The organism is Listeria welshimeri serovar 6b str. SLCC5334 (genome assembly GCF_000060285.1).
In the GTDB taxonomy this organism is placed as follows: Bacteria; Bacillota; Bacilli; order Lactobacillales; family Listeriaceae; genus Listeria; species Listeria welshimeri.
On the sequence record NC_008555.1, the window covers coordinates 1,169,663 to 1,195,167 of the forward strand.

The 25,505-nt window shown below is 36.8% G+C and carries 23 protein-coding genes and 1 other annotated feature; of the genes, 20 read left to right on the forward strand and 3 right to left on the reverse strand.

The window, feature by feature from the left end; genetic code table 11:
• The first annotated feature begins 43 nt into the window (after positions 1–43).
• The 6 genes from LWE_RS05870 to LWE_RS05895 are packed head-to-tail and all read left to right on the forward strand — an operon-like array spanning position 44 to position 4,535.
• The gene (locus tag LWE_RS05870; protein ID WP_077904743.1) at positions 44–694 is read left to right on the forward strand and encodes an energy-coupling factor ABC transporter permease; all 651 of its coding nucleotides are present in this window, start codon (positions 44–46) and stop codon (positions 692–694) included.
• Positions 691–987 (forward strand): energy-coupling factor ABC transporter substrate-binding protein, encoded by a 297-nt coding sequence (locus LWE_RS05875; protein ID WP_008947568.1) that lies wholly within the window; start codon positions 691–693, stop codon positions 985–987. The genes LWE_RS05870 and LWE_RS05875 overlap by 4 nt, the downstream gene beginning before the upstream one ends.
• A complete protein-coding gene (locus LWE_RS05880; RefSeq protein ID WP_011701979.1) occupies positions 974–1,651 on the forward strand; it encodes an energy-coupling factor ABC transporter transmembrane protein in 678 nt (225 codons plus the stop codon). The genes LWE_RS05875 and LWE_RS05880 overlap by 14 nt, the downstream gene beginning before the upstream one ends.
• 12 nt (positions 1,652–1,663) lie before the next feature.
• The gene (locus LWE_RS05885; protein WP_011701980.1) at positions 1,664–2,470 is read left to right on the forward strand and encodes an ATP-binding cassette domain-containing protein; all 807 of its coding nucleotides are present in this window, start codon (positions 1,664–1,666) and stop codon (positions 2,468–2,470) included.
• Complete coding sequence (locus tag LWE_RS05890; protein WP_011701981.1) at positions 2,470–4,005, forward strand: cobyric acid synthase; 1,536 nt, start codon at positions 2,470–2,472, stop codon at positions 4,003–4,005. The genes LWE_RS05885 and LWE_RS05890 overlap by 1 nt, the downstream gene beginning before the upstream one ends.
• Positions 3,969–4,535: a cob(I)yrinic acid a,c-diamide adenosyltransferase gene (locus tag LWE_RS05895; protein WP_011701982.1), complete on the forward strand. Its 567-nt coding sequence runs from the start codon at positions 3,969–3,971 to the stop codon at positions 4,533–4,535. The genes LWE_RS05890 and LWE_RS05895 overlap by 37 nt, the downstream gene beginning before the upstream one ends.
• A gap of 45 nt (positions 4,536–4,580) precedes the next feature.
• Here LWE_RS05895 and LWE_RS05900 read toward each other — a convergent pair whose 3' ends face one another.
• Both LWE_RS05900 and LWE_RS05905 read right to left on the reverse strand, forming a co-directional pair.
• Entirely contained in the window at positions 4,581–5,048 is a 468-nt protein-coding gene (locus LWE_RS05900; RefSeq protein WP_011701983.1) for a DMT family transporter, read from the reverse strand.
• Between the two features lie 14 nt (positions 5,049–5,062).
• Positions 5,063–5,512 carry a DMT family transporter gene (locus LWE_RS05905; RefSeq protein WP_003761842.1) on the reverse strand — a complete coding sequence of 150 codons (450 nt, stop codon included), beginning with the start codon at positions 5,510–5,512 and terminating at the stop codon, positions 5,063–5,065.
• A 288-nt stretch (positions 5,513–5,800) separates the two neighbouring features.
• On the opposite strand from LWE_RS05905, the gene LWE_RS05910 reads away from it, so the two are divergent.
• The 14 genes from LWE_RS05910 (at position 5,801) to LWE_RS05975 (ending at position 24,513) form a co-directional block, all read left to right on the forward strand.
• Entirely contained in the window at positions 5,801–6,226 is a 426-nt protein-coding gene (locus LWE_RS05910) for an Rrf2 family transcriptional regulator (RefSeq protein ID WP_011701984.1), read from the forward strand.
• A gap of 78 nt (positions 6,227–6,304) precedes the next feature.
• Positions 6,305–6,934, forward strand: a complete 630-nt coding sequence (locus LWE_RS05915; protein ID WP_011701985.1) for an NAD(P)-dependent oxidoreductase — start codon at positions 6,305–6,307, stop codon at positions 6,932–6,934.
• Between the two features lie 299 nt (positions 6,935–7,233).
• Positions 7,234–8,103, forward strand: coding sequence for a glucosaminidase domain-containing protein (locus LWE_RS05920; protein ID WP_011701986.1), 870 nt, complete (start codon positions 7,234–7,236; stop codon positions 8,101–8,103).
• A gap of 274 nt (positions 8,104–8,377) precedes the next feature.
• Complete coding sequence (locus LWE_RS05925) at positions 8,378–9,391, forward strand: glucosaminidase domain-containing protein (protein WP_011701987.1); 1,014 nt, start codon at positions 8,378–8,380, stop codon at positions 9,389–9,391.
• A gap of 106 nt (positions 9,392–9,497) precedes the next feature.
• Entirely contained in the window at positions 9,498–10,577 is a 1,080-nt protein-coding gene (locus tag LWE_RS05930) for a M42 family metallopeptidase (RefSeq protein WP_011701988.1), read from the forward strand.
• Between the two features lie 25 nt (positions 10,578–10,602).
• The gene (locus LWE_RS05935) at positions 10,603–11,361 is read left to right on the forward strand and encodes a TrmH family RNA methyltransferase (RefSeq protein WP_011701989.1); all 759 of its coding nucleotides are present in this window, start codon (positions 10,603–10,605) and stop codon (positions 11,359–11,361) included.
• A 162-nt stretch (positions 11,362–11,523) separates the two neighbouring features.
• Positions 11,524–11,847, forward strand: coding sequence for a winged helix-turn-helix transcriptional regulator (locus tag LWE_RS05940; protein ID WP_003721618.1), 324 nt, complete (start codon positions 11,524–11,526; stop codon positions 11,845–11,847).
• Between the two features lie 91 nt (positions 11,848–11,938).
• Positions 11,939–12,166: a binding site (T-box leader), on the forward strand.
• 45 nt (positions 12,167–12,211) lie between these two features.
• On the forward strand, positions 12,212–13,264 hold the full coding sequence (gene pheS / locus LWE_RS05945; RefSeq protein ID WP_011701990.1) for a phenylalanine--tRNA ligase subunit alpha: 1,053 nt from the start codon (positions 12,212–12,214) through the stop codon (positions 13,262–13,264).
• Entirely contained in the window at positions 13,264–15,672 is a 2,409-nt protein-coding gene (pheT, locus tag LWE_RS05950; protein ID WP_011701991.1) for a phenylalanine--tRNA ligase subunit beta, read from the forward strand. The genes pheS and pheT overlap by 1 nt, the downstream gene beginning before the upstream one ends.
• Positions 15,673–15,844: 172 nt before the next feature.
• Entirely contained in the window at positions 15,845–16,546 is a 702-nt protein-coding gene (locus LWE_RS05955) for an ABC transporter ATP-binding protein (protein WP_011701992.1), read from the forward strand.
• 13 nt (positions 16,547–16,559) lie between these two features.
• On the forward strand, positions 16,560–19,970 hold the full coding sequence (locus LWE_RS05960; RefSeq protein WP_011701993.1) for an FtsX-like permease family protein: 3,411 nt from the start codon (positions 16,560–16,562) through the stop codon (positions 19,968–19,970).
• Between the two features lie 94 nt (positions 19,971–20,064).
• Positions 20,065–20,517: a MarR family winged helix-turn-helix transcriptional regulator gene (locus tag LWE_RS05965; protein ID WP_011701994.1), complete on the forward strand. Its 453-nt coding sequence runs from the start codon at positions 20,065–20,067 to the stop codon at positions 20,515–20,517.
• Positions 20,518–20,532: 15 nt separating this feature from the next.
• Entirely contained in the window at positions 20,533–23,733 is a 3,201-nt protein-coding gene (locus tag LWE_RS05970; RefSeq protein WP_011701995.1) for an MMPL family transporter, read from the forward strand.
• 105 nt (positions 23,734–23,838) lie between these two features.
• On the forward strand, positions 23,839–24,513 hold the full coding sequence (locus LWE_RS05975; RefSeq protein WP_011701996.1) for a uracil-DNA glycosylase: 675 nt from the start codon (positions 23,839–23,841) through the stop codon (positions 24,511–24,513).
• 37 nt (positions 24,514–24,550) lie between these two features.
• On the opposite strand, the gene rnhC is transcribed toward LWE_RS05975, so the two are convergent.
• Complete coding sequence (rnhC, locus tag LWE_RS05980; protein ID WP_041176334.1) at positions 24,551–25,477, reverse strand: ribonuclease HIII; 927 nt, start codon at positions 25,475–25,477, stop codon at positions 24,551–24,553.
• Positions 25,478–25,505: the final 28 nt, after the last annotated feature.

A 25,505-nucleotide genomic window follows, 5' to 3' on the forward strand; every position in this document is an offset into this window, starting at 1 on the left:
AGTTATTTATTTTACTTTAACAAATCCAGAATCCGCGCATGCAATGCATATTATGGAGGGTTTTTTACCAGTTAAATGGGCAATCTTTTGGCTAATTGTATTTATTCCTTTCCTTGTGCTTGGCTTAATACGTATTCGTAAATTAATTGCTTTAGATAAAAATAATAAGTTACTGTTGGCTTTATGCGCAGCCTTTATTTTTGTTCTTTCTGCACTTAAAATACCATCCGTAACAGGATCTTGTTCCCATCCCACTGGAGTTGGTCTAGCAACAGTTATGTTTGGTCCACTTGTTGTTAGTGTTCTCGGTGTTATTGTTTTACTTTTCCAAGCGCTACTACTTGCACATGGCGGGATTACAACACTTGGCGCAAACGCAATGTCAATGGCTGTTATTGGTCCAATGGTTGGTTTCGTTGTCTATAAACTAGCTCGTAAATTAAACTGTAATAAAAGTGTTTCGATTTTCTTATGTGCGATGACAGCTGACTTGGCAACATACCTCACCACCAGCGTTCAGCTCGGAGTTGTCTTCCCAGATCCAGCATCAGGAATGATGGCTTCTATTCTAAAATTCATGGCGATTTTCTGTGTGACTCAAGTTCCAATTGCGATTGCAGAAGGATTGTTAACAGTAGTAATGTACAATCTTATTAGCAAAAATTTACCAGAAAAGGTGGCACAATTACGATGAAAAAAATAAATATCAATGTGATTTTAATTCTATTAGTTGTTTTGTTAATGGTGAGCCCGTTTTTCTTTAATAAAACGGGAGAGTACGGCGGTTCGGACGGAGAAGCAGAAGCAGAAATTACCAAAATTGACCCAAGCTATGAACCGTGGTTTGAGCCGCTTTATGAACCGAAAAGTGGCGAAATTGAAAGTTTATTATTTACACTTCAAGGTTGTATCGGGACAGGAATCATTGCTTATGTCATTGGTGTGAGTCGTGGCAAACGGAAAGCGGAGACAGATGTTAACCATTGATAAATATGCGTATCAAAACCGGTGGATTGCTTTTTCCCCGTCCGCAAAAGCATTATTTTATGTAGCGATTCTAATACTCGCGTTAACTGGCCCCGTGCTCGTTCAAGCTATACTGTTCTTGTGTATGGTGCCACTGACGCTCTATGTCGTTAAAATTCACTTTAAACAATATTTGAAATGGCTCCTTTTACCATTTTCCTTTCTACTTTTTAGTTTACTTTCGATTCTTATTTCGATTTCTAAAGATCCAAGTAGCTTTCTTGCTTCGATTTCTATCGGGAGTTTTTATCTTGGAATTTCGGACGTGACGTTTGCAACAGCAACACAAGTTTTTTTCAGAAGTATAGCTTGCTTAGCGGCAACATACTTTTTCGTCTTGACCGTTCCCGTGGTACAATTAACGAAAGTGATGAAGCGAATTTTTATTCCAAAAGTACTGATTGAACTAACGATTTTAATTTACCGTTTTATCTTTATTTTCTTAGAAGAAGCGGCAGCAATTCGAAAAGCACAGAGCCTTCGCTTTGGTTATCATGGGATAAAAAATAGTTATCGTTCATTTGGAATGCTTGTAAATACTTTATTTAATCGTGTAATGAAAAGATATAATGAAATGGTTATAACACTTGATGTGAAGCTATATCAAGGAGAATTTCACATATAGGAGGAAGCCAATTTGCTTAAAACAGAACATATTTCATTCCAATACGAAGATGGCAAACAAGCCTTAACGGATGTTTCCATAGATTTAGAAAAAGGCAATATTATCGGTCTTATTGGTGCGAATGGCTCCGGGAAATCGACACTTTTTATGCAATTACTAGGTATAAACAAGCCAAGCGATGGCACCGTTTATTTTGACGGGAAACCACTTGCTTACAATAAAAAAGCATTATTTGCTTTACGAAAAAAGGTGAGTATTGTTTTTCAAGATCCAGATCAGCAAATTTTTTATTCTAATGTTCGTGATGATGTGGCTTTTGCGCTTAGAAATTTAGGTGTGAGTGAGGATGAAGTGGAAGCACGCGTGACGAAAGTGTTGGATATTGTTGGGGCGACGGAATTTCAACATAAACCTGTTCAATATTTAAGTTATGGTCAAAAAAAACGTGTTGCAATTGCCGGCGCCCTTGTTCTTGACACAGATTGGTTGCTGCTTGATGAACCCACTGCAGGACTCGATCCAATTGGTAAAAAAATTATGATGGAAATAATCGAACGTCTTGCAAAACAAAAGAAAAAAATTCTTATTTCAAGTCATGATATCGATTTAATTTATGAAATTTGTGAATATGTCTATATGCTAAAAGATGGAACCGTACTGACAAGTGGGGAAACAAGCAGTGTTTTCCTAGAAAAAAGTAATATTGAACAAGCAGGTTTAGTGCAGCCTTGGCTCATCAAATTACATCAACAAGCTGGTTATCCGCTTTTTAAAAAAGAAGCCGATTTTTTCGCGCACACGAGGAAGGTGACTATGTAGTGGTAGAACAAATAATGATTCAAGGTACCGCCTCTGATGCAGGTAAAAGTATATTAGTTGCAGGATTATGTCGCCTATTCAAAAATAAGGGCAAGCGGGTCGTTCCATTTAAATCGCAAAATATGTCGCTTAATTCTTTTATTACTGCAACTGGAGATGAAATGGGTCGTGCACAAGTTTTTCAAGCAGAAGCAGCTGGCGTTTTTCCAGATGTTCGAATGAATCCTGTTTTACTCAAACCGACAAATGACCGCCAGTCACAAGTGGTTTTTATGGGTTCGATTTTAGATAATATGGATGCAGTTACCTATCATGACTTCAAGCAAACACTTATTTCAAAAATCCAGGCAGTTTATCAGAGTTTAGCGGATGAAAATGATATTATTGTACTAGAAGGCGCTGGAAGCCCAGCCGAAATCAATTTAAACGATCGTGATATCGTCAATATGGGCATGGCAAAAATGGTCGATGCGCCAGTTGTTTTAGTAGCTGATATTGATAAAGGTGGTGTGTTTGCTTCAATTTATGGCACAATAATGCTCTTAAATGAAGAAGAGAGCGCCAGAATTAAGGGCGTTATCATTAATAAATTCCGCGGGGATGTAGCTCTTTTACAACCCGGAATTGATATGATAGAAGAACTCACTAAAGTCCCAGTTATCGGTGTGATACCATACGCCAATCTAAAGCTAGAAGAAGAAGATAGTGTCTCACTTAGCGGAAAAAATTACGTGCCAAATAGTTCGGCATTACTAGATATCGCGATTATTTGTTTACCGCGGATTTCTAATTTCACTGATTTTCATGTTCTGGAAATTCAACCTGACATTAGTTTACGCTATATACGAAATCTAGCGGAGTTCGGAAATCCTGATTTAGTCATTATCCCAGGTAGTAAAAATACGTTAGAAGATATGGCTTTTCTGGAAAAATCAGGCTTAAAAAAAGCCATTCAACACTATGCTGAAAAAGCTGGAAAAGTAATTGGTATCTGCGGTGGATATCAAATGCTTGGTAAAAAAATGCTTGATCCAAATCAAGTGGAAAGTGAACAAATAGAAATTTCAGGACTTGGCTTACTTGATACCGAAACCATTTTCCTAAATCAAAAACGCACGACGCAAATTACTGGCGTGACACTTTCTGGTGAACCAGTGGAAGGATACGAGATCCATATGGGGCAGACAAAGCGAGGCGAGAGCACTAGCCCATTTTGCGAAATTAAAGCAGTAAATGGCAACCAAGAAACCCACCAAGATGGCGCCGTTTCCACAAACAAAAACATCATTGGCACTTATATTCACGGCATTTTTGATAATGATATTTTCTTAGGAAATCTATTCAACGAACTACTAACACTCAAAAATAAAACCGTTTATCCACATGAAATCATCCAATTAAAAGAACATAAAGAACAAGAATATGACAAACTAGCGGCCCTTTTAGAAGAAAATATTCAAATGGACCAACTAGAAAAAATTATGAAAGGAGAAAAAATATGCGTATCTACACAAAAACCGGTGATAAAGGAATGACAAGAATTATCGGGGGCAGTAAAGTAAGTAAAGACAATGTTCGAATCGATGCATATGGCACATTAGATGAGCTGAACTCGCTGATTGGTTTCACAATTACAACGCTTGGAGATGAGCCAGAAATCCAAGCCGAATTGGAACAAATTCAACAACAATTATTTGATGCAGGAGGAGATCTTGCAACCGAAGAAGGCAAACGTGATTATAAACTAACGAGCGAGCCGGTTGCTTGGTTAGAAGACCGAATTGATATTTATGCTGATGAACCACCAGAAATCGAAAAATTCATCTTGCCAGGTGGAACTCAAGCGGCCTCCTTACTTCATATGGCTAGAACTGTGACAAGAAGAGCAGAACGAGAAATTGTTGGTATGTTAAAAATCGCTTCTACCAATCAAGAAGTTTTAAAATACGTCAATCGCCTATCAGACTACTTTTTCGCCGTAGCAAGAGTTGTCAATTACCGAGCTGGCGAAACAGACATTTTCTATAAAAATTCTGAACTAGTTTTCCGAAATAAAAAGAAATAACAAAAAACCTCTCCAGACAATAAATTCCGGAGAGGTTTCGTTTTTTTAAAAGCGTTGAATTAAAAATACACCAACAAGCATGAGTAAAACGCCAATCATTCGGTAACGGTTAATCGGATGAGGAATAACCCCAAAAAAACCAAAATGATCAATAATCAGAGCAATAATCATTTGCCCACAAAGTGCCAAAACAACGGTCATTGCTGAGCCTAGTAATGGTAAAAGTAAAATGTTGGATGTGACGAATAATACACCAAGTGCTCCGCCAGTGAAAACCCACCAAGGAATTCGACCGACACCTTTAAGCGGAAAAGTCAAACGACGTTCCACGATTAAACAAACTAGTGTAAGCAGCAATGTCCCAACTAAAAACGAAATAAATGATGCTACAAAAGGAGAACCGACAGTTAGCCTAAGTTGGCTATTAATCGATGTTTGAATCGGTGAAAGTAGTCCAGAAACAAGTCCCATTGCCATAAAAAGTAATAATGATTTGGATGATCTTTTTGTCATGTTTTCTCCTCCTTTTAAAAGCGTTGCATCAAGTAAATGCCGCCGAACATTAAAATAACGCCAAGTAAACGCTCGATATTAATCTCATGCATTGGTACTTGAAATAAACCAAAATTATCAATGACAATCGCCATAATCATTTGTCCACAAACCGTAATCATTACAAGCAGTGCAGAACCAAGTCGTGGTAAAAGTAAAATATTGGCTGTTAAGAAAATAACGCCTAATGTTCCTCCACCAACCCATATATACCAAGGATTTGAGGCAATCATTTCTGAAGATATTGGCCATGATTTTTGTGTAAATAAGCAAACAATAAGTAAAACAGTTGTCCCTACCATAAAAGAAACCCATGAAGCTAAAAACGGGGATTTCGTATATGTACTGAGTCGTGTATTAATGGCTGTTTGAACTGGTAATACCATCCCAGCTAACAAACCAGATACAATAAATAATATAATCAAAAATTTCCCTCCCTTTTATCACAATGAGATAATTATAAAATAAAAGAGGGGTAAAAAGATAGTATTTAATTTAAAGGGAGTTTTTTTGGCAAGATTTTCTAAAATAAATACCAATTAATCCAAATGAGTCATGAAGGAAGCAACCGTAAACCTAGCAGAACACTGAACGTGGTAAAATTATTTTTGATTTAGAGAATGCACGTATCAAATAATTAGATAGAAATTATAATAAGAAGTACTTGACAATAAAAACAAATGTAACTATAATAGTTACAAAGAGGTGAGGAAATGGCCATTTCAACACGTTTTAGCGTTGCCGTTCATATTTTAACATTAATAGATATGAATAAGGAACGTTCAATTACTTCAGATACAATTGCTGCAAGTGTAAATACAAATCCAGTCGTAATAAGAAGAATCATGAGTAAACTTAAAAAAGCAGGTTTGATTCAATCAAGTCCTGGTATTTCAGGTACTTATTTACTAAAAAATGCTACAGAAATTACTTTATACGACATTTATCAAGCAGTAGAAGTAACCGACAATCTTTTTGATATTCACAAAAATCCTAATCCTAATTGTGAAGTAGGGGCGAATATTCAAGAAACATTAGATACTGTATTTATTCATGCCCAGCAAAAAATGGAAGCAGATTTGAAACGCACTACACTAAGTCAAATTACAGCTGATATCAAACAAAAAGCAATCAATTAACGGGACAATTAAATCCCGTTAATTTCAACCTTTAAATGTAACTGATATGGTTACTAATTAAACTAGGAGGGAAATATTATGAAAATAGCAATTATTGGAGCAACAGGGAAAGCTGGAAATGAAATTACGAAAGAAGCAATTCGTCGTGGTCATGAGGTAACAGGTTTTATACGTAATAAAAATAAATTAAAAACGGATATCAAAGCAATTGAAAAAGATATTTTTGCATTAGAAACAACTGATTTAGCTGAATTTGATATAGTAGTAGATGCATTTAACGCAGCACCAGGTGAAGAACGCCTACACCAAACTTCTCTAAAACATTTATCGGATATTTTGAAAGGGACGGAAACACGCTTAATTGTGGTTGGTGGCGCTGGAAGTTTATATGTCAATCAAGAAGAAACTATTCGAGTAATGGATACACCAGATTTTCCAAAAGCATATTTACCTACTGCAAGTAATATGGGTGAAGCATTCGACACACTCCAAAAAGAAACAGCTATCAATTGGACATATATCAGTCCAGCAGCGTTCTTTAATCCAGATGGGGAAAGAACTGGAGAATACAAAGTAGCAAAAAATATTTTAACAGTGAATGAAGCTGGAAATAGTGAAATCAGTTATGCAGACTATGCCATTGCCCTTGTTGATGAAATAGAAAATGCCGCACATCAAAATGAACGTTTTAGTGTTGTTTCTAAATAATAATAGAACGCATCCGTAAAGGGTGCGTTTTTTGTACTTATTATATAGAAGAAAGTAGGTATAAAAAAATTCTGAAAGGAAAGATAGCGTTAGATTATGTCATTAAATCCCAAATATGTCTTTAAGATGGCAAATATTACAAATTAATGAACAGTTTTTGTGAAAGCTTGTCAAATTCACTTAAGAAACATTTAAATATTAAAGATTTCTTAAAAGACCGTAAGATGGATTGCAATTGTGGTAAAAGTAACGTATTCTAATACCATCAGGGGATCATAGACAGAAAGGCGTGACGACAGCTGAAATATAGAAAATTATCCAAAAAAAAGAAACAAAAGCGACTACTTGGAATAGCTGGGATTTTACTTCTTATCATTTTAGTAGGTGTCATTGCATCCGTTGTTAGGCAGCAATACTTAATTATGACAGCTCCAGAACCGGATCCTGCGTTCCACTCTAAAGAACAAAATTTCTTGAATAAACTTTCACCACATGCACAAGAAATCCAAGAGAAGCATGGGATTTTAACAAGTATTACATTAGCGCAAGCCATTTTAGAGTCAGATTGGGGACAAAGTGGTTTAGCTGAAAAAGGTAATAATTTATTTGGCGTTAAAGGAAAATCACCTCAGCCAATGGTTACGATGACTACAAAAGAATTTGAAGACGGGAAATGGATTGAAATCAAAGCCAATTTTAGAAAGTACAAAGATTGGAATGAATCTTTAGACGCTCATGCCGCCCTTTTTTTAAATGGAACAACTTGGAATAAAGATAAGTATAACGGGGTAGTGGCAGCTGATAATTACAAAAAAGCGGCCCAAGAGTTGCAAACAGCCGGTTACGCAACAGACCCAGACTATGCTGAAAAACTAATCTCTATTATCGAAGCGCATGAATTACAGTTATACGACAGAATTGATGATAAAATCTATTATGATACAAAAGCTACGGGCTATGGTAATGTAAAAGATGATGTGTCTGGAGCAATTTGGACGAGACCATACGGATTATCTGGCGCGCAAAAAGTAGAAGAAATTAACTATTATAAACGAGAAGACTTAACACTTCTTAGGGAAGCTAAAACCGATAGCGGAATTTGGTATCAAATTGCCGTTAAAGAAGAACCGATTGGCTGGGTTAAGAAGGAATTAATCGAAAAAAAGTAAAAAAATAGTTGGAAAAGAGCTAATAGGCTTGTCTTATTTATAGGCAAAAAGTCCTTTTGAAGCTCTTTTCTTTTTTGGTTTCTAGAAACACAATTCCTCATAAAACGCTTTAAATCAATATCTATCACGTAATGTAACATATGTCATCTAAAAGTAATGTGTATTACAAAGAAGTTTTGATAGAATGAAGAAGTTGTTTAAAGGACACTGGTTTCTGGCAACTTTTTTATTTAGCCAGAAGGATAACTCAAAAAAGGATGTGCAATAAATCATTATGTTACAACTCGCAAAGAAGCATTTGGTGACAATTGGTCTTGGAATTACAATTACATTATGTGCCTTACCAATCCACTCCCAAGCTGCTGGTCTAGAGGACGGCCTGACTTCCAAGCAAGAGAAGTTTATTAATGAGATTGCGCCGCATGCTCAAAAAGTGCAAAAAGAACATGGTATTTTAGCAAGTATTACAATTTCGCAAGCAATATTAGAATCCAATTGGGGAAATAGTAAGCTAGCAAAAGAGGGCAAAAACTTATTTGGTATTAAAGGTTCCTATAAAGGAAATACAATTAAGTTGCCAACTAAAGAACATAATGGGATTGTTTGGGTTGGAACGGACGCTGAATTTAGAGCGTATCCAGGCTGGTATGAATCATTGAATGACCATGCGCTTTTATTTGTTAAAGGCCCATCATGGAATCCTAGTTTATATGCAGGATTAATCAAAGAATATAACTATGAAAATGCAGCCATTGCACTAGGGAAAACTGGTTATTCATCTGACCCAGAGTATGCAGCGAAATTAATCGAACTAATAAAAAAAGCAAATTTAGATAAATATGATACTGTTTATAGTGAACGGATATCAGAAAAAGCAATCAAGGCAGCCGGAGAAGTGGCACCAAAAGACAATTGCTTTATTTGGTCCGCACCTAGTGGAACAAAAGGTGCAAAAACGATTGAAAGTACTTCGAAATATTTTGGACGTCAAGTGGCTATTAATCAAGAAGTTAAAGTGACAGACTCTAATATTTCATGGTACCACCTTCATCATAATGGAGAACCAATAGGTTGGATTGAAAGTACATCAATAAAAAACTTTTACCAACTAGAAGATTATTCTCCAACGATTGCAACTTCCCTAAAAACGGATAATCAAAATCGATTAGTGATTAATATGGATGTTGACATATCTGAACTTCATAAGACCAGAATCACTAAAGTAGAAACTAAAAATAAATCCGCGCTCAATGTACCCTTATTAAACATACAATCTGTTGCATGGTAAAATTTAAGTAAAAGCTGGGAATTAACTCAGCTTTTTTTGCGTTTTCAAAGGAATTTTAGAAAGAAACTGTTATAATGGAAAAGGAGTTTATAAGGAGGTTATTTATATGGATGAACAATTAAAGATGTTAAAAGCATTAACGGACGCAAAAGGTATCCCCGGTAATGAGCGAGCAGTTAGAAATGTATTTCGTGAATATATCGAACCGTTAGCTGATAGTTTTGAAACAGATGGCCTAGGTAGCGCGGTCGCAAAAAAAGTCGGAAATGAAGATGGACCTAAAATCATGATTGCGGGCCATTTAGATGAAGTTGGCTTTATGGTAACTCAAATTGATGATAAAGGTTTTATTAAATTTCAAACAGTGGGCGGCTGGGTTTCCCAGGTAATGCTTGCACAAAAAGTTACTATTGTAACCCGTTCAGGCGAAGCAATTACAGGTGTTATTGGCTCTAAACCACCGCATGTAATGACCGCAGCTGAACGTCAAAAATCTTTTGACATCAAGGATATGTTTATTGATATTGGTGCAGTTGATAAAGCAGAAGTAGAAAGTTATGGTATTCGTCCTGGTGATATGATTGTGCCAGCATTTGATTTCACTGTGATGAAAAACGAAAAATTCTTACTTGCGAAAGCTTGGGATAATCGTATCGGACTCGCTATTGCAATTGAAGTTCTTAAAAATCTACAAAAAGAGCAACATCCGAATATCGTTTATGGTGTTGGAACCGTTCAAGAAGAAGTAGGATTGCGCGGCGCCAAAACTGCTGCACATTTCGTTCAACCGGATATTGGTTTTGCTGTTGATGTTGGTATCGCGGGAGATACTCCTGGCGTGACGGACAAAGAAGCAATGAGCAAAATGGGTGAAGGACCACAAATCGTTATTTATGATGCTTCCATGGTGGCACATGCAGGTCTTCGTGATTTTGTGACAGATGTAGCGGACGAACTCTCTATTCCATACCAATTTGAAGCTATTCCAATGGGTGGGACTGATTCTGGTTCGATTCATTTGACTGGAAACGGAATCCCATCGCTATCTATTACCATCGCGACACGCTATATTCATTCTCATTCGTCCATGCTACACCGCGACGATTTTGAAAATGCAGTAAAACTAATTACAGAAGTAGTCAAACGTTTAGATAAAGAAAAAGTAACAGAAATTCGCCTAGGTTGAGTTTCGAGAAAAGAGGACAACTTTAATGGAACAGATTCAATCAATAAAAAACGACCGTGTTAAAACATGGAAAAAATTGCAAACGAGAAAAGGCCGCGACAAAACCGGAACTTATTTGGTGGAAGGCTTTCATTTAGTAGAAGAAGCATTACGTCAAGATGGTTTAGTATTGGAGCTACTTGTTTCAAGTGGTGTCTCTGTTCCAGAAGAGTGGTTAAAAGGCGATTACGATGTGTTTGAAATCAGCGCAGAAATTAGTCATTTAATTAGCGAAACGATGACAGAACAAGGCGTTTTTGCTGTAGTTACTATTTCTGAGCCAGATATGATGCTTTTATATGGCAAAAAATTACTATTAGTAGATGCAGTGCAAGATCCAGGCAATGTTGGTACGTTAATTCGAACTGCTGATGCGGCTGGATATGATTGTGTCATTCTTGGTAGAGGTAGTGCAGACCTTTATAATCCAAAAGTTATACGTAGCACGCAAGGAAGTCACTTCCATATACCAGTTATTCAAGCAGATTTATTTGATTGGATTGCGAATTTAGAAGAAGAGGGTGTTCCAGTAATTGGAGCTGTTTTAGATGAACAAGCTAAATCTTTAAATGATATGCCAAAACGTGAAACATTAGCTTTAATGGTTGGAAATGAAGGTAACGGCATTTCACCTGAATTACAAGAACGGCTTTCCGAAAAAGTCTACATTCCTATATATGGTGACAGTGAATCATTAAATGTTGCTGTAGCAGCAGGAATTTTACTTTATGGTTTAAGAAAATAATAAAAAGTGGTTGATAAGTCGGAATGGATTTATCAACCATTTTTTTAAATCTCTTCTTGTTTTTCCATTTCCCCTTAACAACTTACTAAATATAAGCAACAAAAGATTTATTAGTTACTTTCTGATGATAGTTATGTTACAATAATGTCAGAGGTGAGAATTATGACTGATGCACATACAGTATGTCCAAAGTTTGAATCGGCGTTCCAATTACTAGGTAAACGCTGGACTGGACTTATCATCAATGTCTTACTGACTGGTCCAAAAAGGTTTAAACAAGTTGCCGCTGAGATCCCACAAATGAGTGATCGGGTGCTTGCAGAGCGTTTGAAGGAACTTGAGGAAATGGATATCTGTTTAAGACAAGTTTATCCAGAAACTCCTGTACGCATTGAATATGAATTAACCGAAAAAGGGAAAGCACTCCAAGAAGTAATGCTTGAAGTCCAGTGCTGGGCGGATAAATGGGTGGAAGTACCTAATTGAAAAGAAATAATCTCTCCTAATAATATGGAGAGATTATTTTTTAGCTTGAATCTTTCGCAGAACCATACTATAATAGAAACTATCTAAATAAGTAAAGACAATGAAAGAGCCAAGTAGCGAAGTGAGTCTGTATAGGGAGAAGTGGTCATAGACTGAAAGCCACTTTACAAACGAATTTGTGAACATTTCATCTCTGGAGTCGCTGCCGGGAAGCACAATACGTGTGAAGGTGGTCCGGTTACTAAGCCGTTATCGAATTTTGAGTGGGAACAGATTTTGTTCTTATTAGGGTGGTACCGCGAGAAGTCTCGTCCCTTTGTGGATAGAGCTTTTTTATTTTGTCTAAAAAGAAGGAGTGAACGGTATGTTAGAACAGTTACAAACGCTAAAAAGTGAAGCAGAAACACAAATTAAAGAAGCATCAGACTTAAAAACGTTAAACGACTTACGAGTGAAATATCTTGGAAAAAAAGGCCCAATGACCGAAATCATGAAACAAATGGGAAAACTTTCCGCAGAAGAAAAACCAAAAATGGGTTCTCTAGCTAATGAAGTAAGAACAGCCTTAACTAAAGCGATTACTGGCAAACAGCAAATTCTGGAAACAGAAGCAATCAACGAAAAATTAAAAGCAGAAACAATTGATATTACACTACCAGGAACAGCTCCTAGCATTGGAACAAAACATTTACTGACACAAGTAATTGAAGAGATGGAAGATATGTTCATTGGTATGGGTTACGAAATTGCAGAAGGTCCAGAAGTTGAACTGGATTACTACAACTTCGAAGCACTAAATTTACCAAAAGATCATCCGGCACGTGATATGCAAGATAGCTTCTATATTACAGAAAACACTTTACTACGGACTCAAACATCACCTGTACAAGCAAGAACAATGGAGAAACATGACTTCTCCAAAGGACCTATCAAAGTTATTTGTCCTGGGAAAGTGTACCGTCGCGATAATGATGATGCAACTCACTCCCACCAATTCACTCAAATCGAAGGGCTAGTAGTTGGCGAAAATATCACTTTTGCTGATTTAAAAGGAACGTTGACAGTACTTGCAAAAACTATGTTTGGAGAAGAACGTGAAATTCGTCTTCGTCCATCGTTTTTCCCGTTCACAGAGCCTTCAGTTGAAATGGATATTTCTTGTTTCAAATGTGGTGGTAAAGGTTGTCGCGTGTGTAAAGGAACAGGTTGGATTGAAATTTTAGGAAGTGGTATGGTGCATCCAAACGTACTTGAAATGTCCGGAATTGATTCCACTCGTTACAGCGGATTTGCTTTTGGCTTAGGACCTGAACGTGTTGCAATGTTGAAATACGCGGTCGATGATATTCGCCATTTATATACGAATGATTTACGTTTTACCAAGCAATTCCAAAGCACAGAAACGGGGGAAATCTAATGTTAGTTTCATATAATTGGGTAAAAGAATTTTTCCAAGACTTCCCTTTAACGGCGGAAGAGCTAGGAGAAGCAATTACAAGAACTGGAATCGAAATCGAAGGCGTAGAAGAATTAAGCGCTAGTTTGAAAAATGTTGTAGTGGGGGAAGTTTTATCATGTGAACGCCACCCAGATGCAGAAAAATTGAATAAATGCATCGTTCAAACAGACGAAAATGAACCAGTTCAAATTATTTGCGGCGCACCAAATGTAGCTGCTGGTCAAAAAGTTATCGTAGCCAAAGTTGGCGCAAGACTTCCAGGCGGACTTAAAATCAAACGAGCTAAACTACGCGGTGAAGTGTCAGAAGGAATGATTTGTTCTCTTTCTGAACTAGGCTTTGAAAGTAAAGTTGTACCAAAAGCATATGCAGATGGTATATATGTATTACCAGATCATGTTGAAACAGGGGTAAGCGCGATTACATTACTCGGTTTAGATGATGCGATTCTTGATATGGCTATCACTCCCAATCGTGCAGACGCATTAAGTATGAATGGTGTAGCTCACGAAGTAGGCGCGATTATTCATCAAAAACCAGCACAACCAACAGAACCCGACGTATCTGAAAAAGGGAAAGCAGATGACTTTATTTCTGTAGAAGTGGAAAATCCAGCTGAAACCCCTTATTATGCTATTAAAATGGTCGAAAATATCGAAATTAAAGAATCACCACTTTGGTTGCAAACAAAATTGATGAAGGCTGGCATTCGTCCTCATAATAATGTGGTTGATGTAACAAATTACATCAATTTATTATACGGACAACCCCTTCATTCCTTTGATTATGATAAAATCGGCAGCAAAAAAATCGTTGTCCGTTCCGCAAAAGAGCAAGAAGAAATTACCACACTAGATGGCGAGAAAAGAACTTTACAAGCAGGTCATACAGTCATTACGAACGGAATAGAACCAATTGCTATTGCGGGTGTTATGGGCGGTGAATTTTCTGAAGTAACTCATAGCACAACGACTGTAGCGCTTGAGGGAGCTATTTTCAGTAGTTCATCTATCGGAAAAGCATCTCGCGAATTATATTTACGCACAGAAGCAAGTATCCGTTACGACAAAGGATCGGATGCTTGGAAAGTAGAAAAAGCACTGGCACACGGCGGAGCGCTTATCGCTGAACTGAGCGGCGGCACGCTAATTGGCGGTGTGGTGGAAGTGGATAATCGTAAAAAAGCAGTGAATAAAATCGAAACAAGTTTAACTCGTATTAACCGTATTCTAGGAACAACAATTACCCTTTCTGAAATAAAAACTATTTTTGATCGTTTAGGCTTTGTGTTAGAAGTAAAAGAGGACAAATTGATTGTTGAAGTACCGACTAGACGTTGGGATATTACGATTGAAGCGGACATTTTAGAAGAAGTAGCACGTATTTATGGTTATGATGAAATTCCAGTAACTTTACCAGCGACAAGTACAACTGGCGGCTTATCTGAAAGTCAAAAAGCTCGTCGGGTGATGCGCGCTTATTTAGAATGTGCAGGACTTAACCAAGCATTAACTTATTCTTTAACTTCTAAAAAAGATGCAACACGCTTAGCTTTATCTGATGAAAAAACCGTGGCGCTCTCGATGCCTATGAGTGAGGAACATAGCCATTTAAGAACAAGTATTGTCCCACAATTAATCCGTAGTGCAAGTTATAATATTGCTCGTAAAAATATGGATGTGGCCCTTTACGAAATGGGAACTGTGTTTTATGCAACAGAAGGCGACAATTTACCAATCGAACAAGAACATTTAGCAGGCTTAATTACTGGGAATTGGCACACTTCCGATTGGCAAAAAACACCAAAACCAGTAGATTTCTTTGTTTTAAAAGGGATTGTGGAAGGCTTAGTGAATAAACTAGGAATCAAAGCTGAGCTACACTGGAATCAAACAGAAAAAGAAGAACTGCATCCAGGAAGAACGGCAAGTATCCAGTTAGAAGGAAAAGAAATTGGTTACCTTGGTGCACTTCATCCAGCTGTAGAAGCAAACTATGATTTAAAAGAAACTTATGTATTTGAAATTAATGTAGAAGCTTTACTTGAAGCGACAAAAGAAAAAGTTGTTTATCATCCAATCCCGCGTTATCCGGAAATGACTCGTGACTTAGCATTACTAGTTGATAAAGATATCAACCACGCAACCATATCAGAAGTAATCAAAGAACACGGCGGGAAACTACTAGTAGACATCGAGCTATTTGATATTTTTGAAGGTGAAAGTCTGGGAGAAAATAAAAAATCACTCGCATATACGTTAACTTTCCTTGATAGCGAAAGAACGCTTGTAGAAGAAGATGTCCAAAAAGCGACTAACAAAGTAGTGGAAGCATTACAAACAAAACTGAATGCGATTATTCGCTAAATAAAAAATGAACTAATCTATTTGGAAAACATTTCTATATAGGTTAGTTCTTTTTTTGTATATTTTTATCTTTTTATTGAATTACTGTAAGCTTTTCATTTTTAGTACTTCACTTACTTAAATAACACATGTTATAATTATGACACATGCCAGATAAAAAAGGACGAGAAAAATGACCTATGTAGAAATGAAAGACGTATCCAAATACTATCAAATGGGCGAGAACGTTGTAACGGCTAATGATAAAATCAACTTTGGTATTAAAAAAGGGGAATTTGTAGTCATAGTTGGACCTTCTGGGGCTGGGAAATCCACTGTTTTAAATATCCTCGGTGGAATGGACAACGCAAGCGAAGGCAAAATTATGGTAGATGGACAAGATATTGCCCAATATAATGCAAAACAATTAACCAAATACCGGCGAACGGATGTTGGATTTGTATTCCAATTTTATAATTTAGTACCTAATTTGACTGCCAAAGAAAATGTAGAATTAGCAGCCCAAATTGCGCCTAATGCTTTGGACGCAGAAACTGTTTTAAACCAAGTTGGATTAAGTCATAGATTAGATAATTTTCCCGCGCAATTATCCGGCGGAGAGCAACAACGTGTTGCGATAGCACGTGCGCTAGCTAAAGCGCCTAAACTTCTCCTTTGCGACGAACCTACTGGTGCCTTAGATTATGACACTGGAAAATCAGTCTTAAAACTACTACAAGAAACATGTCAACATACAGGAACCACAGTTATTGTTATTACACATAATACAGCGATTACGCCAATTGCTGATCGAATAATTGAAATTAATAATGCAAAAGTCCGCAGCAACAAAGAAAATCCAGAACCAATGTCTATTGATGATTTAGAATGGTAGAAAGGGGCAACCAGTGAAACGTTCAGCTTTGTGGAAAGATATCTACCGAGAAATTTGGCGTTCAAAAAGTCGATTTATCTCTATTTTTATGCTGATTATGCTTGGTGTTGCTTTTTTCTCCGGTCTAAAAGCAACAGGGCCAGATATGCTTTTAACCGCAAATAACTATTTTAATAAGTATGAATTAGCTAATTTTAATGTACAATCTACCTATGGATTAGATAAATCTGATAAAGATTCATTAGAAAATATTTCAGGGGTTTCAGAAGTGGAGCTCGGTTATACAGCTGATACTTTAATGAAAGATAAAAACATCGTAACAAAACTATTTTCAACGTCAAAAAGTGATCATTTAAATCAGTATAAAGTCATAAGTGGCTATTTGCCAGAAAAATCCGGTGAAATTGCCCTTGATAATAATCAACTTATTCATAAAAATGTCAAGCTTGGTGATGAAGTAACTTTTGTCAAAAGTGATGGCAATAAATTAACTAACACACTAAAAAAATCCACCTATAAAGTGGTTGGATTTGTCCGCTCACCAGCGTATATCCAGAAATCCGAACGGGGATCAAGTACGGTTGGAAAAGGGAAAACAGATGCTTTCGGCGTAATTCCAGAACAAGATTTTGATTTACCAGAATACACGATTGCCAATTTGACATTTGATAATTTAGCCGCTAAACAAGCCTTTAGTGATGCTTATGTAGCTTCTGAAAAAGAAGATAAGACCAAAATAGACAAAGCGCTAAAAGATCAACCAGAAAAACGATTAAATAAAATTAAAACAAGTGAACAAAAGAAACTAGACGATGCAACAGCAGAAATTAATAAAGGAAAAGCAGCATTACAAAGAAATCAAGCTAAACTTACAAATGCAAAAGCAGAGCTCGATGAAGGCTTTTCAAAGTATCAAATTGCAAAAGCTAACTACGATGCTAAGATAAAACAAGGCGAAGCAGAAATTGCATCAGGCGAAAAAGAACTAACGAATGTAAAAAAACAACTAGATGCTTCCAAAATCAAGATTGACCAAGGCGAAGAAGCTATTTTACAAGCCCAAATGGAGTTAGAAGAAGGTAGAGCAGTATGGGAAGATACCAATAATCTTTTAAATACGGCAAATGGATATTTACGAACTGCACGGAAAACACTTGAAAACGCTCAAAAGCAACCAGATTTAACAACTATCGATCTTGACCGCGAAAGCTTGATTGATTCATTTGATATGCTAACATCAGAACTTGATTTTTCGAATGAAGAACGAACAGAATATAAAAACGCAATCAATGACTTACTCGATAATTATGAAAACGGTGAGATTGATGATGCAGACATAAGAAAAGCACTAAATCTAGCACTTGAACAAGTGGCATATGCTGAGAAGGAATATCAATCTGCACGAGCTAATTTAGACGCCGAAAAACAAAAAATAGAACAAGCTGAAAAAACCTTAGCTACGAAAACAACAGAACTTCAAAATGCTAAATCTGCTTATCAACAAGGGTTAGCTAAATACCAAGCAGGTATAGAAAAACTCTCTCTCGCAAAAAAACAATTAGCTGAGGGTAAGAAAACAGGTGCTGCTGAATTACAAAATGCGCTTAACAAGTTAAATGATGGCCAAGCTGAATACGATAAAAATTTGGCATTATTTGAACAAGAAAAAAAGAAAGCAGAAGCTAAATTAGCTAGCGCCGAAAGAGATGTAAAAATCGGCCAAGAAAAGTTAGATGCACTTAAACTTCCGAAATACTATATTCTTGATCGAAGTGATAATCCTGGTTATAGCGAGTACAAAGAAAATGCAGATCGCTTAACATCTTTATCCACAGCTTTTCCGATTTTCTTCTTCCTTATTGCAGCACTTGTATGTTTAACAACTATGACTCGTATGGTTGAGGAGCAAAGAACGCAAATAGGAACATTAAAAGCATTTGGTTATTCAAATGGTAGTATTATTTTGAAATACCTTGTATATGGATCATTAGCAAGTATTATTGGAAGTATTTTAGGCGTATTAATTGGCTTTCAGTTTTTCCCGAATATTATCTTCAACGCCTATAAATCAATGTATGAAATGCCATCAGTAGATATAGATTTTTACTGGAGTTATAGTTTATTAGCGTTATTTGTAGCGTTACTTTGTACTACATTTACAGCTTATGCAGCTTGTCGGTCGGAACTTCGAGCAAATGCAGCCACCTTAATGCGTCCAAAAGCGCCAAAAATTGGGAAACGTATTTTCTTAGAACGCATGAATTTTATCTGGAAACGGATGAATTTTACAAGTAAAGTAACAGCAAGAAATTTATTCCGATATAAGCAACGTATGTTAATGACGGTTCTTGGTGTGGCGGGATGTACGGCGTTAATTCTTACTGGTTTCGGGCTTCGTGATTCTATCAGTGATATTGCAAAAATGCAGTACGGGGAAATTATGAAATATGATGCAGCTGTTTATCAGGATATGAGCGCGCCACCAACTGCCAAAGAAGCGTATGATAAATTACTGGCTGATCAAAATATTAAAGGTAAACTTTCGATGTCCCAAACAAATCTTGATGCTGTAAAATCTGGTCAATCAGCTCAAAATGCATCTATCATTGTGCCTAAAAATCTAAATGAATTACCAGATTATGTGGTTCTTCGTGATCGAGCAAGCCATACAACAGAAAAACTCACAGATGACGGCGCAATAATTAGTGAAAAATTAGCAAAAATCCTAGATGTAAAACCAGGAGATACCATTACAGTTAAAAATGCTCAAAATGATAAATTCAAAATAAAAGTAAGCGATATTACTGAAAATTATGCATTACACTACATTTATATGACACCAAGCTATTATCAAAAAATCTTTGATAAAAATCCAGCTTATAACCTAGATTTATTAATGTTAAAAGACACTTCTTCCAAAGTGGAAACCGCATTTGCTGAAAAATTAGTAGATAGCAAGGCGATTCTAAATGTAACTTTCTCCAATAATGTTAGCTCAATGTTAACTGATACACTCGACAGTCTTAATATCGTTATTGTTGTACTTATTACATCTGCCGCACTTCTGGCATTTGTTGTTCTGTATAATTTAACCAATATTAATGTATCCGAACGTATTCGAGAACTATCTACTATCAAAGTACTTGGGTTTTATCCAAAAGAAGTTACCATGTATGTTTATCGTGAAAATATCATTTTAACTATAATGGGAATTTTTACAGGTTTTGTTCTTGGGTTCTTCTTACATCGCTTTATTATTACAACCGCAGAAGTAGATCAAATGATGTTCAGTCCAGCAGTTAATTGGACAAGTTATCTGTTCTCAGGAATACTGACACTTATTTTTGCCTCAGTCGTTATGATCGTGATGCACATTAAACTTAAACGCATAGATATGATAGAAGCACTAAAATCAGTCGAATAATAATAAGAGAACTTGCTTTTAAAGTAAGTTCTTTTATTTGACTTCAAAGTGAAGAAAGATTAAACTAGAAAATAGTTTAAGGGGTGAACTTTATTTGGAAAAACAAAAGGTAAAACAACTAATTAAGAGTTACCAACAAACTTACATATTTGCAATGACACACATACATCAATCTATTTCAGAAATTTCAGCAAACACAGTCGACCTTTCCATAGAACAATTTTTTGTCCTTCGTGAAATCGCGGCTTACGATGGCATTAGCGCGACAGAACTTGCGGCTGCACTCTCTGTAAACAAAAGTGCTATTACACCAAAGCTGAAACGACTGGTAGAAAAAGGCTATATCCGAAGAGAAAAAAATCATCAAGATAAACGAGCAGTTATTTTAACCATCTCCGAAAAAGGGAATAGCGTTTATGAAGAATGTGAGAAACGCTTAGAGCTTCTTGTAAACGAATGGTTAGAAATTCTTGGGGAAGAAGACAGCGAACACTTTTTTGAATTATTCCAGAAAATCACTAATTCAGTTGTTCAGTCTAAAAAATAAAAGGAGAGATTTGGCATGAAATGGATTATGAAACTCCGCTGGGCCATTTTAGCTTTTTGGCTTGCAGCAGCAGTCGTATTAATGTTTATTGCACCACCCATGGCAGATCTTGTACGCGAAAAAGGCGAATTAAAACTGCCCGATGGCTATCCGTCATCACTTGCAACAGAAATGCAAAAGAAACACAACCCGGATGATAAAGGCTCAGCTTATATTGCTGTTTATACAGCTGATCATAAATTAAACGGAACAGAATTAAACGATATCAAAAAATCACTTGACTCTATAAACAAAGATAAAGACGAACTTCATGTAACAAATGTCTTATCGAGCTTCAATCAACCCGAATTAAAAGATAAATTCTTATCAAAAGATGGTAAAACATTGGTAGCAAGCCTTACCGTAGATGATACAGATGCTTCTGTAAAAAGTATACGCAATGCTTTAGACAAGAAAATGGATGTTAAGGGTGTTGATACGTATTTAACTGGGAATAAGCTCATTCAAGAAGATGTAGTTCAAGGATCAGAGGACGGTTTACATAAAACAGAAGGCATCACAGTTGTCTTTATTTTAGTTGTATTATTCCTTGTTTTCCGTTCTGCAGTGGCTCCATTTATCCCACTAATCACAGTTGGAATCAGTTATCTAGTTGCACAAAGCACAGTAGCTTTCTTAATAGACCTCTTTAATTTCCCGGTTTCTACTTACACGCAGATATTTATGGTCTGTATCATGTTTGGAATTGGAACCGATTATTGTATTCTCTTAATGAGCAGATTTAAAGAAGAAATGGGTGCAGGGCTTAATCCACGAGAAGCTGTTCATACCACTTACCGCACAGCTGGAAAGACAGTTATTTACAGTGGTGTAGCTGTTTTAGTTGCATTCACCTCTTTATACTTTGTTCAATTCGATTTATATCGTTCCGCAGTAGCAGTTGGTGTCGGGATTGTTGTTTTACTAGCCGCACTTTACACGCTCGTGCCATTCTTTATGAGTACGCTCGGAACGCATCTATTCTGGCCACTAAATAAAAATATAAGTCATAAAGAAAATAAAATTTGGGGAGCTGCTGGTAAATTCACTTTTGCAAGACCGTGGATTGCACTTTTGATTGTTGCAGCTATCACCTTACCACCAATTTTACTTCACACAGGGACAGAATCATTCAATTCACTAGATGAAATTAGCGATAAATATCCATCTAAAAAAGGTTTTGAAATCGTCTCCGATAGTTTTGGAGCCGGACAAGTCGCGCCAACTCAAATCTTTATTGAAAATGATGATAACATGCGCACAACAGAATATATTGCGCAAATCGAAAAAATTTCTGATGATTTATCTCATTTAAAAGGTATTGACATGGTTATGAGTGCGTCGCGTCCTGCCGGGAAACGAGTGGATGATATTTACATCAAAAACCAGGCCGGACAAGTAAATGATGGCGTTGGTCAAGCAACAGATGGTGTGGGTGAAGTGAAGAAAGGCTTAGACTCTGCTAGTTCAGAACTCAAAAAATCAGAGCCAGAACTTGATAAAGCCGTTTCAGGAGTTAATGATTTACAAAAAGGAACGGTGGCAACTAAAGAAGGTATCAATCAATTACAAACCGCGCTAACGCAAATCCAAACAGGAATTGAAAGCGGAGCAACTGGCGCTGGTGACTTGAAAAAAGGCGTTACAGAAGCAAAATCTCAATTAGCTACTTTACAAAACGGAGAGGCTCAAATCCAAGCAGGTTATGTTGAAATTCAAAAAAACTTGCAAAATGTAGCAGATCAATTAAAAGGTTTTGAAAACCCTAACGCACAAGCGATTGACACATCCAAATTAGAAGCACAGTTTAAAAAAATCGGCGAATCTTTCCAAACATTCGCAACAGCTCATCCAGAAGTAAGAAACGATCCTAAGTTCCAAAAACTAGCTGCTGATATTCAAGGTTTAGAAACGGCTGGTAGCGAACTAAAAACAGCGGCAGGACAACAAATGGCCGCACTTCAATCAAAAATGAACGAATTAAATCAAGGGATTCAACAACTAGCAACTGCGATGAATCAATTAAACCAACAATCTAAACAAATTTCTGATGGCCTTAGTGCATTTAGTACAGGACTTGGCCAAGTAGAAACGGGATTAGATCAATTAGAAAAAGGTCTAAATCAAGCAGCTGATGGTCAAAATCAAGTTGTTTCCAAAATGCCTGAAATCTCTAGTGCCCTAACTCAAATTGCAGCTGGGCAAGGTGCACTAAAAGAAGGTTTTGCAGGAATTAGCGGTCAAATGGGTGAGTTGACAGATGGCTTAACTTCTGGCGCTGATGGTTTAGGGAAAGTAGAAAGCGGCTTAAACACCGCTAATGGACTTATTGATGATTGGTCCAAGGTTCCATATGCAAGTTCTGGAATATACGTACCAGATGCGTTACTAAAAAATGCCGATTTCCAAAAAGTATTAGATCAATACATTTCTTCAGATGGAAAAATGGCAACAATTAATGTTATTTTGACAAAAAATCCATATTCCAATGAAGCAATGGATTCCATTGATGACATTAACGACCAACTCGCAGCCACTATGAAAGGTACTAAACTGGAAAATGCGAAGATTGGTATCGGTGGAATGACTAGTGCTAACTACGATACAAGAGATATGTCGACAGCAGATTATCATTTAGTACTTGTCATTGTTTTAGCGAGTGTATTCGTCACACTTGTTGTAGTTCTTCGTTCTCTAGTTATGCCAATTTATCTAATTGCATCACTTGTATTAACGTACTTTGCTGCACTTGGATTTGCAGAAATTATCTTTATGCGAATTCTAGGATATAGCGGTCTAACATGGGCAACCCCATTCTTCGGATTCGTTGTACTCGTTGCACTCGGTATTGATTACTCGATATTCCTTATGTCAAGATTTAATGAATATAATGGACTTTCTGTTCGCGATAGAATGATCAAAGCGATGAAAAATATGGGAGGCGTTATCTTCTCTGCTGTTATCATTCTCGGTGGAACTTTTGCCGCTATGATGCCGGCTGGTGTGCTTTCCTTGCTTGAAATTGCAACAGTAGTTCTAATTGGTCTAGTGCTTTATGCCGTCGTTATCTTACCGCTATTTGTTCCAGTAATGGTTAAATTGTTCGGTCGAGGCAATTGGTGGCCATTTATCACAAGAAAAGGGGACCATCAAGAAAACGTCCCACCTAAAGAATAAGTAAAGAACCGCATTCCTACATAGGGAGTGCGGTTTTTAGTTTAATTTAAAATACTAATTTGCTAAGATATATGTAGAGAGAAGCAAAAAAGGAGATGGAATCAGATGATCAAACTCGAAAATGACTGGGATGAGTTACTAAAAGATGAGTTTAACCAATCTTATTATTTAAAACTTCGCCAGTTCCTAAAAATAGAATACCAAACCAAAAAAGTCTTTCCAGATATGTATGATATTTTTAATGCCTTAAAACACACTGCATATAAAGATGTAAAAGTAGTTATCCTTGGTCAAGATCCATATCACGGACCAGGGCAAGCACACGGACTCTCTTTTTCAGTACAAAAAGGAGTGCCAATTCCACCCTCGTTACAAAATATTTATACTGAATTACATCAGGATTTAAATTGTGAGATTCCAAACAACGGCTACTTAATACCTTGGGCAGAACAAGGCGTACTTTTGTTAAACACGGTACTAACCGTTCGTGCAGGTCAGGCCAATTCTCACCGTGGTCAAGGATGGGAAACGTTAACCACACGTATCATCGAAATGATTAACCAAAAAGAAGAGCCAGTAGTTTTTTTGCTTTGGGGGAATAATGCAAAAGAGAAATTACCATTATTAACTAATCCAAAACATATTGCATTCACTTCCGTTCATCCTAGCCCGCTATCCGCTTCACATGGTTTTATGGGATGTAAACATTTTTCTAAAACAAATCAATTTTTAGCGCAAAATGGTATCAAACCAATTGATTGGCAAATTCCTTCTATATAATTAATAGCGCCTCGTCTTTAGTTGACGGGGCGCTTTTTCATTTTTTAGCAATTTTCAGGGCTTTTTCTGTATTAGCAAAATGCTGTTTGGTATATTTAGCTAATGTTTCTAGTCCAAATCGTTCAATAATCTCTGCCGCAACAACGTCCACGTGAGGTCCGGCACCTTTTGGAAGTGGAATACCAACTTCTTTTGACATAGCATCAAAGGCTTGTACAAATTTATACCGAGCAATAATCGAAGCTGCTGCCACAGAAAGATGAAGTCCTTCTGCTTTCGTTGCGAAAAATACATCTTCCCGAATAATACTTGGCTCTTTTGCTAAATATCGATAGTACGTATTTTTTTCAGCAAATTGATCAATTAAAATAGCTTCTGGTTTTCTTGGAGCAAGTTTTTTAAGGACATTCTCAATAGCACGGTTATGTAGTAAAGCTTTCATTTGGCCTTGGTTCATGCCCTTTTTTTGAAGTTCATTGTATTTAGGATTAGGGCAGAGTAGCACACTATGTGGAACGATTGGCATGATTTTCTCTGCGATGCGGCAAATTTCTGGGTCTTTCATGGCTTTTGAATCTTTCACACCAAGCTCTTTTAAAAGCGGCATCATCTCAGCGTCTACATAAGCTGCGCAAACTGTAATTGGACCAAAAAAATCACCAGTACCCACTTCATCAGACCCAATCACATTTTTTGCTGCAAAGTTTGCTGGAAGTACGACTTTTGAAACACTTGGCGTCTTCGTTTTTGCTTCTGGAAGTGTGGTTACCCATTTTTTCGCTTCTTCTTCTCCTTTTACACCTTGGAACATTACTTTACGAGATTTATATCCAGTGATAGAAACGCCAGGTTTTTTTGCAGCAAAAACAGCTCCAGGCGGTAGTTTTGGATTAGAAAAGGGAAGATATGTTTGTTTCATTTTTTCAAGTGTCGGTGGATCAACTAAGATTACTGTATTTGCGATAAGGCATCATCCTTTCAAAGTTCTATTG

Bases quoted from the DNA above. Each gene is read 5' to 3' on its own strand.
- LWE_RS05870 (WP_077904743.1), top strand. From the start codon at position 44: ATGCATATTATGGAGGGTTTTTTACCAGTTAAATGGGCAATCTTTTGG.
- LWE_RS05875 (WP_008947568.1), top strand. From the start codon at position 691: ATGAAAAAAATAAATATCAATGTGATTTTAATTCTATTAGTTGTTTTG.
- LWE_RS05880 (WP_011701979.1), top strand. From the start codon at position 974: ATGTTAACCATTGATAAATATGCGTATCAAAACCGGTGGATTGCTTTT.
- LWE_RS05895 (WP_011701982.1), top strand. From the start codon at position 3,969: ATGCGTATCTACACAAAAACCGGTGATAAAGGAATGACAAGAATTATC.
- LWE_RS05900 (WP_011701983.1), bottom strand. From the start codon at position 5,048: ATGACAAAAAGATCATCCAAATCATTATTACTTTTTATGGCAATGGGA.
- LWE_RS05910 (WP_011701984.1), top strand. From the start codon at position 5,801: ATGGCCATTTCAACACGTTTTAGCGTTGCCGTTCATATTTTAACATTA.
- LWE_RS05915 (WP_011701985.1), top strand. From the start codon at position 6,305: ATGAAAATAGCAATTATTGGAGCAACAGGGAAAGCTGGAAATGAAATT.
- LWE_RS05925 (WP_011701987.1), top strand. From the start codon at position 8,378: ATGTTACAACTCGCAAAGAAGCATTTGGTGACAATTGGTCTTGGAATT.
- LWE_RS05930 (WP_011701988.1), top strand. From the start codon at position 9,498: ATGGATGAACAATTAAAGATGTTAAAAGCATTAACGGACGCAAAAGGT.
- LWE_RS05935 (WP_011701989.1), top strand. From the start codon at position 10,603: ATGGAACAGATTCAATCAATAAAAAACGACCGTGTTAAAACATGGAAA.
- LWE_RS05940 (WP_003721618.1), top strand. From the start codon at position 11,524: ATGACTGATGCACATACAGTATGTCCAAAGTTTGAATCGGCGTTCCAA.
- pheS (WP_011701990.1), top strand. From the start codon at position 12,212: ATGTTAGAACAGTTACAAACGCTAAAAAGTGAAGCAGAAACACAAATT.
- pheT (WP_011701991.1), top strand. From the start codon at position 13,264: ATGTTAGTTTCATATAATTGGGTAAAAGAATTTTTCCAAGACTTCCCT.
- LWE_RS05955 (WP_011701992.1), top strand. From the start codon at position 15,845: ATGACCTATGTAGAAATGAAAGACGTATCCAAATACTATCAAATGGGC.
- LWE_RS05970 (WP_011701995.1), top strand. From the start codon at position 20,533: ATGAAATGGATTATGAAACTCCGCTGGGCCATTTTAGCTTTTTGGCTT.
- LWE_RS05975 (WP_011701996.1), top strand. From the start codon at position 23,839: ATGATCAAACTCGAAAATGACTGGGATGAGTTACTAAAAGATGAGTTT.